The 17,039-nt window shown below is 65.8% G+C and carries 10 protein-coding genes; 5 read left to right on the top strand and 5 right to left on the bottom strand.

The window, feature by feature from the left end; all coding sequences use genetic code 11:
* Both AAFU51_15615 and AAFU51_15620 read right to left on the bottom strand, forming a co-directional pair.
* Nucleotides 1–1,504: hypothetical protein (locus AAFU51_15615; protein MEO1572684.1), on the bottom strand; the 1,504-nt coding region annotated here is incomplete at its 3' end.
* Nucleotides 1,505–1,507: 3 nt separating this feature from the next.
* A complete protein-coding gene (locus AAFU51_15620) occupies nucleotides 1,508–3,214 on the bottom strand; it encodes a T9SS type A sorting domain-containing protein (GenBank protein MEO1572685.1) in 1,707 nt (568 codons plus the stop codon).
* Nucleotides 3,215–5,181: 1,967 nt separating this feature from the next.
* Between AAFU51_15620 and AAFU51_15625 the strand changes: the two genes are divergently transcribed.
* The 4 genes from AAFU51_15625 to AAFU51_15640 all read left to right on the top strand — a co-directional run bounded on the left by AAFU51_15625 (nucleotide 5,182) and on the right by AAFU51_15640 (nucleotide 12,039).
* Nucleotides 5,182–5,727, top strand: a complete 546-nt coding sequence (locus AAFU51_15625; protein ID MEO1572686.1) for a DNA-3-methyladenine glycosylase I — start codon at nucleotides 5,182–5,184, stop codon at nucleotides 5,725–5,727.
* A 345-nt stretch (nucleotides 5,728–6,072) separates the two neighbouring features.
* Nucleotides 6,073–8,241 carry a S8 family serine peptidase gene (locus AAFU51_15630; protein ID MEO1572687.1) on the top strand — a complete coding sequence of 723 codons (2,169 nt, stop codon included), beginning with the start codon at nucleotides 6,073–6,075 and terminating at the stop codon, nucleotides 8,239–8,241.
* A gap of 72 nt (nucleotides 8,242–8,313) precedes the next feature.
* Nucleotides 8,314–8,493 (top strand): hypothetical protein, encoded by a 180-nt coding sequence (locus AAFU51_15635; protein ID MEO1572688.1) that lies wholly within the window; start codon nucleotides 8,314–8,316, stop codon nucleotides 8,491–8,493.
* A gap of 249 nt (nucleotides 8,494–8,742) precedes the next feature.
* The gene (locus tag AAFU51_15640; protein MEO1572689.1) at nucleotides 8,743–12,039 is read left to right on the top strand and encodes a two-component regulator propeller domain-containing protein; all 3,297 of its coding nucleotides are present in this window, start codon (nucleotides 8,743–8,745) and stop codon (nucleotides 12,037–12,039) included.
* A gap of 95 nt (nucleotides 12,040–12,134) precedes the next feature.
* On the opposite strand, the gene AAFU51_15645 is transcribed toward AAFU51_15640, so the two are convergent.
* The 3 genes from AAFU51_15645 to AAFU51_15655 all read right to left on the bottom strand — a co-directional run bounded on the left by AAFU51_15645 (nucleotide 12,135) and on the right by AAFU51_15655 (nucleotide 15,525).
* Entirely contained in the window at nucleotides 12,135–13,175 is a 1,041-nt protein-coding gene (locus AAFU51_15645) for a beta-ketoacyl-ACP synthase III (GenBank protein MEO1572690.1), read from the bottom strand.
* Between the two features lie 140 nt (nucleotides 13,176–13,315).
* Nucleotides 13,316–14,101 carry an alpha/beta fold hydrolase gene (locus AAFU51_15650; GenBank protein MEO1572691.1) on the bottom strand — a complete coding sequence of 262 codons (786 nt, stop codon included), beginning with the start codon at nucleotides 14,099–14,101 and terminating at the stop codon, nucleotides 13,316–13,318.
* Nucleotides 14,102–14,208: 107 nt separating this feature from the next.
* Nucleotides 14,209–15,525: an amidohydrolase family protein gene (locus AAFU51_15655; GenBank protein ID MEO1572692.1), complete on the bottom strand. Its 1,317-nt coding sequence runs from the start codon at nucleotides 15,523–15,525 to the stop codon at nucleotides 14,209–14,211.
* 176 nt (nucleotides 15,526–15,701) lie between these two features.
* On the opposite strand from AAFU51_15655, the gene AAFU51_15660 reads away from it, so the two are divergent.
* Nucleotides 15,702–17,036, top strand: a complete 1,335-nt coding sequence (locus tag AAFU51_15660; protein ID MEO1572693.1) for a pitrilysin family protein — start codon at nucleotides 15,702–15,704, stop codon at nucleotides 17,034–17,036.
* Nucleotides 17,037–17,039: the final 3 nt, after the last annotated feature.

Consider the following 17,039-nt stretch of genomic DNA (forward strand, 5'->3'; position numbering starts at 1 on the left):
GCAGCCGCGCCGTCGCCGCGCCGTCGTGCAGCCGGGCCACCGCGCGCCCGAGCACGTCGTAGACCACCACGCGCGCCACGGTCGCTGGGCCAACGCTCAGTGACACCGTCGCCGTGCCGCCCGTGGGATTCGGATACACCGAGAGCATCGCCTCAGTGGGTATAGGCGCGTCGTCCTCCGTGTCGGTGCCTGTCGTCACGGTCATCGTGAGCGGTACCTCCACGACGGCCTCCGTCGTCGCGTCAAAGACCTGGAGGGCTGCGCGGTAGGTACCCACGGCTCGCCGCCCTGGCCGGAACCACAGGGCCATCTCGGTCTGGGCATCCGGCTCGCCTGCTGCACTGAGCGTGCCCTGCCAGCGCTCGACGGTGAGCCAGCCCGGCGGCACCGGGTGCGGGCGCAGCATCGCGATGCCTGCATCGCCGAAGTCGCTCCAGGCGTAGTACACCGCCCCGTTGGGGTCGGTGGCGCTCCGTTCCAAGCCGCCCGAGACCCCACCGCTGCTTCGTCCTGGCAGGGGAAGCAGGAGCGGCGTCTCTAGCGGTGCCGGGGTGCGCCCGTCTGCCTTGGGCGTGAGGTCTTCGCCGCGCGGCCCGACAACCACATGGCGGTCGTACTCAGGCTCTCCGGGTATACCGACCGCAAATTCGAGGCGGGGGCCGTCCGGGTCGTGAGCGGGAGTGACGGAGCCAGAGCCCGACGTGTAGGTGGCTAGGTCGGGCAGCGCCGTGACGCCAAAACCGAGGTTGAGGCCAGGGTAGGCGGCGACGGGCGTGGGATAGCCTGGGCGTGCCACGCCCGAAGTGTCGGCAGCCCAGATGGTACGGTTGAGCACATCGAGCCAGTAGAAGCGCTGTACGGGCGTGTTGTAAGCCAGGCCTACGACCGACCCTGTTCGAGCAGGAGGCACCCCAGTTTGTGCGACTGGGATTTCGATACGGCGGCCGGTGGGAGCGCCCTCGAAGGTGCCTTCGAGCAGGAGTGCACGCTCGATGCCGAAGCCGGTGCCCTCGGTGTTGAGCCACCAGAGCGTGCCGACCTCCGCGCGGTAGGCCAGACCCGTCGTCGAGACCGACGGCCCCACCTCCTCCACACGCGGGTGATCGAACGACCCCACACGGCGCAGATCCGCTGTCACCTCGAACGTCCGCCCCCGCAGACTCCTCTCAGCCGTGAGGAGGCCTCCCTCTGGCAAGGCCACAAACCCGTACGGGTCCCATGGACGCCCTCCGTTCGCCTCTTCCCCCACAACCAGCAGCACCTCCCCAGGCTCCCCGCACGCCCCACTGAGCGCCGCCGCCCCCAGACGGCCCGCAGCCACCGGCCGCTCAAACGACACGCAGTACCCCACCGCCTCAGCTTGCGCGTTCGAGAGCGAGAGCACCACCAGCGCCTCGCTGCCCTGCGCCACGCTCACGCCGATCTCCTGCGGCGCGGGCACCGGCTGGGCGTGCGCGCCTCCCGCCGCACACACAAGAAGCGCAAGAGCAACGACGGCACGCATGGGCTAGCGGACGACGGTGAGACGGCGTGTGAGTACGGTGTCGCCCGCCTCGGCGTGCACCACGTAGACACCCGCGGGCAACGCCGCCGTGTCGAGCGTGAGCCGCAGCCGCGCCGTCGCCGCGCCGTCGTGCAGCCGGGCCACCGCGCGCCCGAGCACGTCGTAGACCACCACGCGCGCCACGGTCGCCGCGCCGACGCTCAGTGACACCGTCGCTCGACTACCCGTCGGGTTCGGATACACCGAGAGAGCAGGTCCGGTAGGCGAAGAAGCCGATCTCACTGTGCGTAGGGGCTGGTCTGCCAGACGGGCTCCCCCACTTGACGACTCCGCGTCTTCTTGGGCCCGCATGGCGTAGTGCTCGGCGAGCCGCATCAGCCCATGCGCGGCTTCGGCATCCGGCTCTGTGGCAGCCACCTCATCCACACGAGCGGCCGCGTCGGCGAATAGTCCCTCCCGTGCCCACAGGGCGGCCTCGGCCACGTCGAGCACGCGCGCTACCGGCGGCGAGACCACGCCCGGTCGTCCCCGTGCAATCTCATCCGCCGCCTCGTCGTAGCGTTCGTCAGTGAGCGCGTCCACTACGAGCACTTCGAGCGCCGCGTCGGCGAGCGTACGCTCCTCGCCATCGGTCTTCGCGCTAGCCTCGACCTTGGCATCGGCTCGTCTTGCTCCGTTGCTAGCACGCGCGAGGGCCTGCAGCAGGCGCAGTGTGGCTGGGTGCTCCGCTCGCACCCCCGCCCGGTCGAGGCGGTGGTAGCTCCCCAGTTCGTAGACCAGTTGGACCGCCTCATCGGGCTTCGCGCCGTCCGCAAGCGTCGCCAGGAGCGCACGGACACGGCTACGTAGACGCGCAGAGGCACGGCGTTGAGCAGAGCCGTCCTGTGCCGCTTCAGAGCCGGTCGGTCGCTGTCTCGAATTAGCGCTGCACGGGCTCGGATCGTCCGGATCGAACGGTTGAACCGGGTCGCAAGCGAGCGGCGACGACACCGAGACGGGCGCGCTCTGAAGGTCACTCGTCAGGACGGCTCCAGGGGGTGGCCCACTCGGATAGCCCCAATAGACATTCTCCGCACTGATGGGTGTGCCGGACGAATTGGAGAGGAGCGTTCCTGAAGCATCGAAGACCGCGTTAAACCCTGAGTTCGTAGCGGCACTACCCAGAAAGGCAAAGCCGCCACCGCCGATGAACACCTCGCGCATAGCATTAGAGGCGATGCGGTTCTCACCTCGATCATTTGGGACAGCGCGGCTGAGGAAGAGATCGCCCCCGGCGACGATGTGAGTCCCTGAGACATCCCAGCTGTAGCCATTGCCAACGACCTGATTGTTCGTGAAGTCGTCCAGGGCCGTATTCGAGGCATAGACGCCGTACCCGCCGTTGTCGCGGATTTGTGTGCCCAGAACACCCACGTTGGCGAAGGTGAGGTGCATTCCCGTGCCCGTGTTGTCGCGGATCTCAGTATCGAGCACATCCAGGCCCGAGCGGCACTTGCGGCAGAGCACGCTGATGTCCGACGTAGTAGGCGTGCCGGTACGGATGCCGGTGCCGTTGTCCTCGAAGAGGCTGTTCGCCACCTCCGTGCCAGCGGCCGAGAGCACGCGCAGACCCTCCATGTTGTTGCGGAACGTCACGGCATTGAACTCCACGCTCCCCGGCTGAAACACCAGCGCTCCATAGCGGCCCCCATCGAAGATCGCATTGCCCACTTCGAGGTTGTCCCCCTCAAAGGAGACGCTGTGCCAGCGATGATTCGCGTTCAGGCGCTCGAAGACGAGTGGGCTGTTGCTGGAGCCACTAATGCTGTAGTCACTGTTGCGGAAGGCAAGCTTGGCGTCTTTGCCTAATTCGAATCTCGGCCTCTCAGAAAAACGCGGTTCACCAGCCGTGGGCTCCAATGTGAGTGAAGCATTACGTTCGAGACGTACGGTTCTCTGTGTTCGCAAGATGCCACCGTTCTCGAAGGTGGCACTACTGCCGTTGCCAAGCGTCAGCAAAGCCGTTGTCCCGACCACGAGAGAGGATCCTGGATCAGTGACTGAAATGTTTCCCCCAGCAGAAACGCTAACCGACAACGTATGACCACCTGTGGGATTTTCTCGAGTCTGACCCTGAAGTTTTTCTACATCGAAGCCTAGAGAGAGTACGCTACCCTCCGAAACGGTTATGCCTTGTGAGACCGCTACCGAGCCAACGTCGCCTCCAATTTCTACAGAGCTTCCCCCCATGAGATTGATCGAGGTAACCCCCGATAAGTCTGTATTCCCTGTGATAACTAGCCTGGAACCATTATCGAGGGTCAGATTACCCTGTATAGTTATGTTGGATCCAGGTAAGATGTATATATTCTGACTTGATAAGTTTATGTTTGATAATACCTGAGAAGATGATTGGGAGTCGTAGAAAACGGTTCCCGCCGTAGATGTGCCGAGAGCTGACCTCCTTATTTCTCTAAAATATTGAAATCTTGATATTTGGCCATTCGTAAAGCGATTTCTGCATATGGCACTTGTAACATGCATGAAGTTATCAATGGGGTCGAGTCCATCACGGCTAGGGCATGTATCTGGGATTAAGGATGGACAACTGGGCCCAGTGTTTTTATGTATTGGAGTATCTGGTACCCCGTCTTGGTCACATCCATTACACGATTCACTATCTCCAATAAACGTATGGTCAAGTCCGAAAAAGTGGCCGAACTCGTGAATAGGAGTAGCAAAAGATCTCCCTGATAAGTCGTTTGGAAAACGATCCGCAGTAGTAAAAAGACCATCTCTGATAGTACCAATGGTTTCTTCGTTTCCTGGGGTTAATTCAGGGATAGCTTCTACACCACCACTCCTATATGCTGTTTTAGGGATTACTACATTTATAAAATTACTAGGGTCTATAGTATACTTTTCTAGGAAACCGGTAAATTCGGAATTGTTGCCAAAGTCCGAGAAACTCGAATTTGAATGATGACTAACTGCAGCCTTATTAAATATAATTCCCGAATCGAAAACAGCGGCATTAAGATCGGAAATAAAGTCGTCCACATCTTGAGTGCTCACTACTGGGCTGTTGTTCTGGGATACTGTGTGGAACACGACGGGAATCGGAAGCATCGTGCCTGGACTGTAGGCGGCAGGAATCTGAGCTCGACAGCCCAGAGTTGGACCAACGCTACATTCCTGCTGCCCTAGCCCGGTAGGCACCGATATAATGAGTGCGACGATGGCAATGACGAACCTAATCATAGAAGAAATCATGAGCGAATGACAGTCGGCTGGTTTTGATTTAGATGACGCAAGTTCGATAGTCTAACATAAATGATGGTATAGTCAGATGGCAACTTGGGAATCGACGGACTGCCTTCTTGCTATGATCGCCGTGATATAATGGGTGAGTGTGTAAGAAGGATAGTCTCAGAGCAAGTCTGTTGAGGAGCCAGATCGGACGAGGGATGAGGCCAAACTATTGGATTGCTTCGAGGTCAGACTGGGGATTTAGTCCTTGCTAAAGCCAGACTACTCTCTTGAGATATTCTGATCCTTGAGAGCAGAGCCGTCCGTGCTACGACTGACATCCAGCGACTCGCTTCCCAGCAAGCGTGTAGCAGAAGCGGGCTGACAGACATGTGGCATCGTGGAGTACGAGCCTGATCGTTGCCTCTCCTCTAACCCGCCAGCCCTCCATGACCTACTGCGAGGCCGCGCCCGGCCACCCGTTCCACGGCCCCTACCACGACCACGAGTACGGCGTCCCGAGCCGCGACGACCGCGTGCTCTTCGAGCGGCTCGTCCTCGAAATCAACCAGGCAGGCCTCTCGTGGCTCACCATCCTCAAGAAGCGCGAGGGCTTCCGCCGCGCCTACAGCGGCTTCAACATCGACGCGGTGGCCGCCTACGGCGAGGACGACCGCGCCCGCCTGCTCGCCGACGCGGGCATCGTCCGCAACAAGCTCAAGGTCAACGCCGCCATCGAGAACGCGCGGACGCTCCAGCGCCTCCGCGCCGAGCACGGCTCGTTTGCCGACTGGCTCGACCACCACCACCCGCTACCCAAGGCCGAGTGGGTCAAGCTCTTCAAGCGCACGTTCAAGTTCACCGGCGGCGAGATCACGGGCGAGTTCCTCATGAGCCTCGGCTACCTCCCCGGCGCGCACACGCCCGCCTGCCCCGTCTACGCCGAGGTCGCTGCGCTGGACCCACCGTGGATGCAGGCCGAGCGCGCCGCCTGAGTTCGCTGCCCGAGGGTCGCACCTGGCCTGCGCTGTCAAGCACGAGGACCTCGCGAGGAGGACGCGCTACCGTACCTCGATCGCCCTCGGCAGCGCAGGCGGGGGGCCGCCTCGTTTCGGAGCTACCTAGCCTGGTTTCGATACGGGCTCCCCACGCCCGACAGCGCTCGTTCTCCGTTTGAGACGGGCCAGTTTCAGAGTGAGATCCCACGCGGTTCCGTTAACGATACGCGCGACCAAGGTGGCTTTCTGTGCCATTCCAGGCTGTTTTGAGGGATGCGCCGTGTACCTGGACAGTGCTTTGTCGGATGGGGCGTGTTCCCATTCTCCCCGATCCACGCACCCATGTTCACCCAGCGGATTCCTACTCCACACCCGGCACGCCTGCTCCTAGGCGTTGCCCTTCTCCTCGCATTCGTACTCGTCTCTGGCTGCGACACCGGCCTGCCTGACATCGAGGCCGAGTCGATCTCGCCGGCCATCCCGGCCGACTCCAAGCTCCGCCACGGGCACCTCCTCGAACGGGCAACCTACGCGGCCCCGCGCGTCGCGGCCGAGATCCGCTCCCGCAAGGGCTCCGCGGCCCCGACGGCCAACTCGAGCACCGGCGAAGACGAGCTCGGCGACGGCGAGTACGTCGGCCTCATCATCGGCCTCGACACCTACAAGGTGCTCTCCCGCTACGGCGAGATGGACCCCTACAAGGTCATCTCCCGCTACACCGACCCCGACACCTACAAGGTGCTCTCCCGCTACGGCGAGATGGATCCCTACAAGGTCATCTCCCGCTACGAGTACGACAACGTCTTCGACGGCCTCTCCGTGTGGGTGAGCGAGGAGATCGTCGCCCAGCTCATCATCGACCTGTCGCTCAACGACGAGATCGAGTGGATCGAGCCCGACATCGAAGTGCAGCTCCACCCGTTCGGCATCCGTGAGGTGTCGGCCACCGGCACCGAGTCGGTGTCGTGGGGCACGCTCGTCTCCGGCGAGAGCGATGCGCCGCACAACAAGGTGGACCTCTTCGTGATGGACACCGGCATCTCCACGGACGATGTCAAGCTGGAGAGCGCCTACGACTTCACCTCGAACACCGACGGCTCTGCGCCTGACATCGACGGCCACGGTACCCACATCGCGGGCATCGCAGCGGGCCTTGCCAACCAGCGTGGCATCCGGGGCGTGGCACCGGGCGCCCACGTCCACGCGCTGCGCGTCCTCACGGGCCAGGAGACCGACGACGGCGGGCCGGTGGACCTCTCGAAGGCCATCGCGGCCGTCGAGCACGTGGTGAGCTACAAGCTGCAGAAGCCCGGCCGCCCCGTCGTGCTTAACATGTCGCTCGGCGCCGAGGTCGGCACGTCGGAGTACAACGCGCTCGACGAGGCCGTAGTCGCGGCCATCGAGAACGACGTCACGGTCGTGATCGCGGCGGGCAACGCGGGCATCGACGCCTCGACGGTGACGCCGGCGCACGTCCACGAAGCCATCGTGGTCGGGGCCTACGATCAAGCGAACCAGTTCGCCTCGTTCTCCAACTATGGCGCGACGGTCGACATCCTGGCGCCGGGCGTGGACATCATGTCGCTCGACCACGACTCGGACGACCTCGTGCTGATGAGCGGTACGTCGATGGCGGCGCCGTTCGTGGCGGGGGCCGCGGCTGCGTTCCTGGCCGAGAACAAGAACGCGACGCCCGCGCAGGTGGAAGCCCTGCTCGTGGAGTCGGCGCGGTCGGGGATCGCCGGGGTGCCGAGCGGGACGACGGACCGCGCGCTCGACGTGCTCGCCCTCACCAACGACCACGACCTGCTCTGGCTGACGCGCTACGCCCTCGCGTCGGGCGGTGACATCGCCATCGAGAACGAGATCAAGGTCACCTCGATCACCGGCGGCAACGCCAACATCTACACGTCGGGTCAGCTCAGCATCGCGGCTGGCACCCAAGCCCGCATCGATGGGTTCGGCTACTACGCTGGCTCCTTCAGCGGCGACGCCAGCGTGTTCCGTCCGCGCTACAACCCGACCGACCTCCCGGTCGTGATGCAGCAGGATCCCCTGGAGCTCCCCTCGTTCCAGGCCCAGAACTACCAGCACGTGGCCTCGCAGCAGTCCAGCGGGACGGTCCGCATCAGCGGAGAGCAGATCCAGCTGGGCACCGCCGAGGCGCCTGTGGTCTGGTACGTCGAGGGCGACCTGGTGCTCGAAGACGCCAGCATCACGGGCTACGGCGTGATCTTGGTCGGTGACGACCTGTTCGTGGAGCAGGGCTCGGCGATCGAGTCGGCCTCGGACACGCACGCGACCATCGCGATCTATGCCCAGGACGATGTCCGGATCCGCGGCCACTTCGACGCGCACGCCTTCGCGCAGGACCAGCTGTCGGTCGACAACGAGGTGCGCGTCGTCGGTGGGCTGGCCGCGCTCGGCCAGGTCTCGCTGCGCGCCGACGCGTCCATCACGTACGCGCCGCTGGCCCAGGAGCTGCTCCAAGCCCTGCGTCGCGGTCAGTGACAAGCGCGCCCCTGCCTTTCGCGCGAAGGGCAGGGGCGTGACGCTCTTCCCCCTCTGCTATCCCCCGTTTCCATGTCTCTTGCAGAACTCCTTGAACGCGCCCACGCCCTGGGCCACCTGATCAGCTGGCGCGCGTGCAGCCGCAACGTGACCCTAGTCTGCGCCGAGGGCCGCTACGCGATGACGCCGCGCCAGGCCAGGACCTACCTCCGCACAGTCGTGCACCTTGAGTCGTCCTCGGTCATGTATTGAGCGCCTCTGCATGGCGCCGATAGCCATGCCAGAAGGACCTCAACGAGCCTGGTAGCTCTTCGCGCTCCAGCCTCCCGAAAACTGGGCACTCTGTTTGCGGAGTGCCCAGTTCCATATCCGACCAGGCGGCATAGGCCCCCTTTCCGCCCGGAATGGTATATCATCAGCGAATGTCTTGCCAGGGTGACCCCCGTTTCTACCGATAGCCGTTTCTACCGCCGCCTGGTTGGTGTCTGCTGCCTGGTCTGCGTGTGCCTGCTCTGGAGCACCGATGTGCTCGCGCAGCGCATTACGCCGTCGATCTCGCAGTACATCCAGCAGACGTGGACGCTTGAGGACGGCCTGCCGCAGTCGAGCGTCACGGCGCTGCACCAGACGCGCGACGGCTACCTCTGGATCGGCACCCAGGAAGGTGTCGCCCGGTTCGACGGCATCGACTTCCACACGTACAACGCGGCGAACAGTGCCCTCGCGCTCAACGCGGTCACGTCGCTGCAAGAGACGCGCGACGGCTCGCTCTGGATCGGCACGATGGGCGGCGGCCTCACCCGCGTGCAAGCCGACTCCATGGTCACCTACGACCGCAACGACGGCCTGCCTGGAGACCGGATCAGCGCCCTCGTGGAGGACGCCGACGGGCGGCTCGTCGCCGGCACCTACGAGGCCGGGCTAGCGAGGTGGATGGGCGACCGCTTCGAGCCGCTCCTTCCCGACGACCTCCCCCTCAACATCGTCGACCTCGCCCTTGACGGCAACGGAGGCCTGTGGGTCGCGTCGCGGGATCAAGGCCTCTTCCACGTGCGGGGGTCACTCGCCACCCGCATCAGCTCTATCCCCGAGAGCGTCGCTCTCCGAGACATTGAGGTCGGAGCCAACAACGTCGTGTGGGTCGCCACCGTCGAGAGCGGCCTCTACCAGCTTGCCTATGCCGGCAGCACGACCCGCCTCCTCGCGCACTTCCCCCCCGGCGCCCCCATGCCCGACGAGGGGATCCGGACTCTCCTCGAAGCCCCCTCGGGCGACCTCTGGATGGGAAGCGGACAGGAAGGCCTCTTCCGGTTCGACGGCCAGCGCAGCGACACCTATTACTCCGCTGACGGCCTCGCCTTCGACAACATCAGCGCCCTCCTCTTCGACCGCGAAGGCACGCTGTGGGTTGGGACCGACGGGGGCGGGCTCGTCCAGTTCCGAGTCGGCAAGTTCATCACGTTCACCGAGCAGGAAGGGCTGGGTGCCAACCCGGTGTGGAGCATCACCGAGGACCGCGACGGCGGCATCTGGATGGGGACCGAGGGCGGTGGTCTCACCCGCTACATCAACGGCGACCTGACCACCTACACGACGGCGAACGGCCTCGCCTCGGACCTGATCATCGCGGTGCTCGGCACGCAGGACGGCAGCGTCTGGGTAGGCACCTACGGCGAGGGCCTCCAGCGCTTCAGCCAGGGCCGGTTCCGCACGTACGGCCCCGAGTCGGGGTTCAACGCCCGGTCTGTGTTTGCGCTCTACGAGGATCGCGAGGGCGTGCTCTGGATCGGGACGCAAGAAGGCGTCTACCGCTTCGTCGACGACCAGTTTACGCTGATTTCGACGGAGCAGGGCTTGTCTAACAACCTCATCACGATTGTCTCCGAGGACAAGGCCGGCCGCACCCTTGTGGGCACCTATGAGGGCGGCGTCAACGTGCTGGAAGACGGCGCCGTGGTTGAGCAGATCACCGTCGAGCAGGGGCTCGAAAGCAACACCGTTCTCTCCCTGTATGCCGAGGAGCATGCGCTCTGGATCGGGACGCAGGGCGGCGGGCTAGCCCGCTACGACGGCGAGGTGCGCACGATCACCGCCCGAGACGGGCTCTACAGCGACGCCATCTTCGCGCTGCTGCCCGATGCTTCGGGTCAGCTCTGGATGACATCGAACACCGGCCTCGCCCGCGTCGCGCTGGACACCCTCCATGCGGTCGCCGACGGGATGCTCGCGAAGTTCGAGATGTCGACGTACGACAAGACCGACGGGCTCCGCAGCCCCGAGTTCAATGGAGGGGTGCAGCCCGCGGGCATCCGCGACGGCCAGGGTCGCCTCTGGCTGCCGTCGATTGCCGGCGCGGTCGTGTTCAACCCCGACTCGCTCCGCTACAACGAGCAGGCGCCTCCCGTCCACATCGAGCACTTCCTGGTCGACGACACCGAGATCAAGCAGACCTCACTCATCAAGGTCGCCTCCCGCTCGCAGCGCTTCGAGTTCGACTTCGCCGCAGCCACCTTCATCGCACCCGGCGCGGTGCGCTACCGCTATCAGCTCGAAGGCCTCGACGCGGATTGGATCGACGCGGAAGACCGCCGCAACGCGTTCTACACCAACCTGGAGCCGGGCTCGTATACGTTCCGGGTCATCGCGAGCAACAGCGACGGCGTCTGGAACGAGGAGGGCGACGCGCTCTCGTTCTACCTCGCCCCGCGGTATTTCCAGACGTGGTGGTTCCGGCTGCTCCTCGCGTTCGCGATCGTCGGCCTCATCTTCGGGTCGTCCGCCTTGCGCGTGCGCACCCTCAAGGCTCGCCACGACGCGCTAGAGCGGATGGTGACGTCCCGGACGGCCGAGCTCACCGACGCCAACGAGGCCCTGGCTGAGGCCAGCGAGACCAAGTCGCAGCTCATGCGCCTCGTGGCCCACGACCTCAAGAACCCGCTCGGAGGCGTTCGCGAGTTTGCCAAGGTCCTGCGCTCCGAGCTGTCTTCGGGGAGCGCTCCCGACATCACGTCGCACTCCGAGATCCTGGAGATGATCGAGTCGACGGCGGACCATGCCTTGGAGATGGTGACGCAGTTCCTCGACGTGGAGGCGCTGGAGAGCGGCCAGCTCGACTTCGCCCCGACCTCGGTGGATCTGGTGCGCATCAGTCAGGCGTCCCTCGACCGCTTCCTGTCGCAGGCCACGCGCAAGGGTCAGCGCCTGCACGCCCCCGGGTCGAGCGTCCCGCTCTACGTGCGCGCCGACCCGAACTGGCTCCCGGTTGTGCTCGACAACCTGGTCAGCAATGCCGTCAAGTACACGCCCCCCGAGCGCGACATCTGGGTAAGCATCTCCAAGTCGGAAGACACGGGCGTTCTGCGGGTGCGGGACGAAGGGCCGGGCCTCTCGGAGAGCGACCAAGCGAAGCTGTTCGGCAAGTTCCAGAAACTCACGGCTCAGCCTACCGGCGGCGAGAGCTCCACCGGGCTCGGCCTCTCGATCGTGAAGATGGTCGTGGAGGGACACGGGGGCCAGATCCGGGCGGAGAGCGAGCTCGGGCACGGGACTACCTTCATCGTGGAGTTTCCCCTCGCAGACCCGCCGGAGGACGCCGCCTCGACCTACGAACTCCCGGAGGAGGACCTCCGCCGGGCCAACTGGGTCGCAGCCATGCCGCAACGCAAGGCGTCGTCCGTCGAAGCAGGCGCAGCCGTCGCCGAGGCCGACGAGCTTGCGGACGAGTCAGACACACGGACGGGCACGTCCAGTGAGACGGCGGAGATGCCCCAGTTCGTGTCGTTCGACTCGCTGATCTAGCGGTCGGCTAGTCTGGCGCCCCGCTGACCTGGGCTGCCCGGAGAACGCCCGAGCCGTCCTGAGTGATCTCAGGTGATCCCGAGCCCGCCGAGCCGCTAGGCCGCGACCGTCTCGCGCTCCATCGCAGCCAGGTTTTCCTCCGACTGCATCGAACCAAGCTCGAAGATCGTCGCGCCCCACGTCAGGCCCGAGCCGAACGCGACCAGCGCAAGCGTGTCGCCCGGCCCGGCCAGCCCCTGATCGAGCGCCTCGTTGAGCGCGAGCGGCACCGACGCGGCCGACGTGTTGCCGTAGCGGTCGAGGTTGATGTAGACCTTGTCCATCGGGAAGCCCGCCTGCTGCGCCGCGTACTCGATGATGCGCCGGTTGGCTTGGTGCGGGATGAACAGGTCGATGTCGTCGGCGCTCACGCCCGCCTCGCCCATGACCTGCGCGAGCGACTCGACCATCTTGCCGGTGGCGAATTTGAAGACCTCGCGGCCGTTCATACGCAGGAAGTGCTCGCCGCGTTCGATCATGCCGGTCGTCATCGTGGTGCGCGCGCCGACGCCCGGGGCGATGAGGTGGTCCGCCCCAGAGCCGTCCGAGCCGAGCAGGTGGCTCTGCACGCCGCACGGCGTCTCGGTGGCCTGCAGCACGACCGCGCCCGCCCCGTCGCCGAAGAGCACGCAGGTCGTCCGGTCTGACCAGTCAAGGTTGCGCGAGATCGTCTCCACGCCGACCACAAGCACGTTCTTGGCCGCGCCCGTGGCGATGAACTGGCTTGCCGTCACGAGGCCGTAGAGGAAGCCCGTGCAGCCGACGATGAGCGTCATCGCGCCGCACTGCGCGCCCAGCTCGTGCTGGATGCGGCTCGACACCGGCGGGATGAACTCGTCCGGGCTGGACGTGGCGATCAGGATCAGGTCGAGGTCCTGCGCCGTCAGCCCGGCGCGGTCGAGCGCCTTTCTCGACGCATCCACAGACATCGTCTTCGTCGTCTCGCCCTCCTCGACGATGTGCCGCTCGACGATGCCCGAGCGCGAACGGATCCACTCGTCGGACGTGTCCACCATCTGGGCGAGGTCGTCGTTGGTGAGGACGTTGTCGGGGACACTCATGCCCCAGCCGACGAGGTTGGCGTGGTAGCGCGTCATGAATGGCGGGTGGTTATGGGGTCAGATAGATGCGCTTGCGGCATGAATGCGGCATGAAAACCTAGAAAAGCGCTTTCTCCCGTACGTTTCGCTGGGAGCGAAGATCCCACCCTTCACTCTCCCTTCACGACACATTTTCTCTACGGGGCGGGGTCCGTCCGCGGTCGAAACTGCCCTTGCTCCAAGAAGAACAGGACGTCGGGCAGCACATCGGGGTGGCGCATGATGAACGTGTGGCTGGCGGCAACCGTCCGGAAGTCGACCATGCCCTCGACCTGCGCCCGCGCGACCGCCACCTTGCCGTCGTGCGGCCCGTCGAAGAGCAGCGCAAACCAGGGATCGAGGCTGCGCGTGCCCGCGATCACACCCGTCTCGAACGGTACCGGCCCGAGCGCGAGCGGCGTGCTGTCGGTGGTACCGAGGGCCACGCCTGCAGGGCCGTTGGTACGCTGGAAGAGCCACCAGTCCTTGAGCGCCTCGGCGACCTCGCTACCCTGGTTTGGCGGAGCGAGCATGACCACGCGGCCCATGTTGTCAGAGAGGACAGGGTTGTCGGGCAGACCGTCCTGGGCCGCGAGCGCCCGCATGAGGATGCCGCCCATCGAGTGCGTGACGACGTGGATCTGACGCGCGGGATACGCCGCCGGTCGGCATCCGCCGCGCAGCGCTGGCGCCACATAGCGCGCCGCGAGCGTGTCGATGGAATGCTCAGTGGACGGGTAGCCTGCGTTGACGACGTGGTAGCCCTCGGCCCGTAGTGCGTCGGCCACCGGCGTCATCGACGCGGCCGTGCGGCCGAGCCCGTGCAGCAGCAGCACACAGTCCGCCGTCCCATCGCTCGACACGATGGGCGGCGCTAACCGCGCGCACCCAAACGTCAACGCGACAGCAGCGACGAGCAGGAGGAGCGAGGCGAGGACGCGCATGCGAGAGTCCGAAGCGTATTGGGCAGCAGAAAGCGCCTTGGGCAGAAAGCGCCTTGGGCAGCAAGCACCGCCGCGAGGCGCTGTCGCTAAGCGGCGTCAGTTTCCAGCTACTTCGCCAGGCCGGGCGAGCGCTGGAGGAACTCGTCGTAGAGCTCGGTCTGGCGGCTTTCCATCGGCACCTGGTAGCCGTCGATGAAGACGTGCGTGATCTGGGTCGCCGTCTCGAACGGGTCGCCGGTCGCCACAAAGAGCGTCCCGCGCTTGCCGACCTCGATGGAGCCGACCCCGTCCGCAATGCCGAAGATCTCAGCGGGCGTCAGCGTGACCGCGCGGAGCGCCTCCGCGGGGCCGAAGCCGATCTCGCGTCCGTAGGCGGCGGCGAAGCCTGCATTGAACGCCAGATTGCGCACGTTCTCAACCTCGCCGGTGCGCAGCGCGACCTGCACGCCCGCCTGGTGGAGCAGCGCCGCGTTCTGGTAGGGCTTGTCGTAGCGGTCGCTGTCGCGCGTGGGGAGGCTCAAGACGGGCCCGGCGAGCACAGGAATCCCCGCGTCGGCGATCTCGTCGGCCACGCGCCAGCCCTCGGCGACGCCGGAGAGGACGGCGCGCACGCCGCGCTCCTCGACCCAGCCGAGCGCATGTTGGATGTCCCGCGCGGCGTTCACGGTGATGAGCAGCGGCACCTCGCCACGCACGACGGGCAGCAGCGCCGCCATCTCAGGCTGGTAGGCCGGAGCACGCTCGGGGTCAGGAGTGGCCGCGTACGCGGAGTCGATGCGGGCGTAGAGTTCGGCGCTGTCCCACGTCTCGTTGACCGTCTCCAGGGCCTTGTCGAACGCCTTGTCGATCTCGGACTGGTCGCGGCGGTCGAAGGAGCCGCGCCGGGCCGACGAGGGATAGTCGAGCACGACCGCGCGAAAGCCCGCGTCCATCTGCGCGGGGGTGTAGCCGTGGAGGTGAATCAGCGCTGCCGTGCCGGGCATCGTGCCGCCATCGGGGACGGTGAGCACCGTCGTGACGCCGCCGAGGCGCGCCTCGGGGATGAGCACCGAGTTGGGGTTGACGGCCGTGAGCGCCTGCATCTGGGGCGTCACTTCACCGACCTCGCGGAAGTCGCGCGTCTCGTCCAGCGAGCCGACTTCGAGCAGCCCGAGCCGCGTGCCGCTGTCGATCATCCCCGGGTAGACCGTCCCGCCGTCGCACGGGATTACGGTAGCGTCGCTCGGCGCGGTGGCATCGGTCCCAACCGCCTCGATGCGTCCGTCGCGGAGCAGCACGCCACCAGTCTCGATGGTCCCTGCGGCAACCGTCTCGATGCGGCAATCGGCGAGGAAGAAGGTGCCCGAAGCTGCCCGCCCGTTCTGGGCGAAGGCGGAGGGGGCAACCAGGAGGGCGCAGAGGGGAAGCAGGGCGAAGAGGCGCATCGAAGGGCAGAGCAAGCGGCAGCCAGAGAAGACGGGCCGCAAGGTACGGCGAAGCGCCGGCCCCCCCTCTCGGATCGACGCGGGAGTGCACATCGTCCTTCTGGAAGCGGTTCGGGAACGGAGCTACGCGGGCACGCATACGGCGCTGCTACGTCCGCATACCTTCCCCCGCGTTCATGCCTGCCTCGCCCGGTGCGTCCTCCAACGCGCCTTCCACCACCTCGGCATCGCCTACCGAAGCACGCGTGCCCCTCGCCGAGCGCGTGGCGGTCCAGCAGGCGGGGCATGCTCGCATGCTCGCCCTCCCGACGCCCATCGACAACGTGGTGTCGTTTCGCGGGTCGCTCTGGACAGCGCCCGACCTCGGCGCGGGTGAAGAGCTACTCCAGGCGCTCACGGTACTGCTCCTCGACAAAGGAACGCAGACCCGCGACCGCTTTACCGTGGCCGAGGCGCTGGAGGACCGGGGCGCTCAGCTGAGCTTCTACTCGGACGACCTCCGCGTCGGCTTCTCAGGCCGTGCGCTGTCCGACGACCTCCCCGCCGTGCTCGACCTGCTCGCCGAGCAGCTGCGCGCTCCGCTCCTCGACCGCACGGAGTTTGCGAAGGCCAAGGCGCAGGTGACCGCTGGCATCCGCCGATCGATGGACGCCACGGGCTCGCAGGCCGCCGGGCTGCTCAGCCGCCGCCTCTATGGCCCTGCGCACCCCAACTTCATGGCCGAGGCCGCCGACGAACTCGCACGGCTTGATGCCTACACCGTGGACGATGCCCGCGCCTACCACGCCGCGCACTTCGGCGGCACGAAGCTGCTCGTAGCGTTCGCGGGCGACCTCGAACCCATGCGCACTGCCGCCCGCGTCGAGGGCACGCTCGGCGACTGGATGCCGCACACGTCGGCCGCGAAGTATGCCGAGGCGGCTACGCCCCAGGCCGCCGGTCGCGCCACGCGTGCCATCGCCGACAAGCACAACCTCGACGTGCGCATCGGCCACCCGCTCACGCTGCGCCGCGACCACGACGACTTCCTCGCGCTCTACCTCGCCGTCTACGTGCTCGGCGGCAACTTCTCCGCGCGCCTGATGAGCCACGTCCGCGACGACCTCGGGCTCACCTATGGCATCGGCGCGCAGCTGGCTGGCATCGCCGTCGAGCACGCCGGGCACGCGCTCCTCCGCGTCACGCTCAGCGGCCCCAACCTCGACCGCGGCATCGAGGCAACGCTTGCCGAGTTCCGGCGCTTCGTCGAGGACGGCATCACGGCGGACGAACTCGCCGAGAAGCAGACGACCATCGCGGGGACGTTCTCCGTCGGCCTCGCGACCACGCGCGGCCTCGCGACGGCGCTCCTCGTCAACGCCGAGCGCGACTTCGAGGTCGGCTATCTCGACGCGTACCCCGAGAAGATCCACGCGCTCTCGCTCGACGAGGTCAACGCGGCGATCCGCCGCCACCTCGACCCGGACGCGCTGCACATCGGCATCGCTGGGACGCTGCCGGACGCTGGCTGAGCG

The sequence above is a fragment of the Bacteroidota bacterium genome (assembly GCA_039821555.1).
Taxonomy (GTDB): Bacteria; Bacteroidota; Rhodothermia; order Rhodothermales; family Rubricoccaceae; genus JBCBEX01.

Bases quoted from the DNA above. Each gene is read 5' to 3' on its own strand.
- AAFU51_15625 (MEO1572686.1), top strand. From the start codon at position 5,182: ATGACCTACTGCGAGGCCGCGCCCGGCCACCCGTTCCACGGCCCCTAC.
- AAFU51_15630 (MEO1572687.1), top strand. From the start codon at position 6,073: ATGTTCACCCAGCGGATTCCTACTCCACACCCGGCACGCCTGCTCCTA.
- AAFU51_15635 (MEO1572688.1), top strand. From the start codon at position 8,314: ATGTCTCTTGCAGAACTCCTTGAACGCGCCCACGCCCTGGGCCACCTG.
- AAFU51_15645 (MEO1572690.1), bottom strand. From the start codon at position 13,175: ATGACGCGCTACCACGCCAACCTCGTCGGCTGGGGCATGAGTGTCCCC.
- AAFU51_15650 (MEO1572691.1), bottom strand. From the start codon at position 14,101: ATGCGCGTCCTCGCCTCGCTCCTCCTGCTCGTCGCTGCTGTCGCGTTG.
- AAFU51_15655 (MEO1572692.1), bottom strand. From the start codon at position 15,525: ATGCGCCTCTTCGCCCTGCTTCCCCTCTGCGCCCTCCTGGTTGCCCCC.
- AAFU51_15660 (MEO1572693.1), top strand. From the start codon at position 15,702: ATGCCTGCCTCGCCCGGTGCGTCCTCCAACGCGCCTTCCACCACCTCG.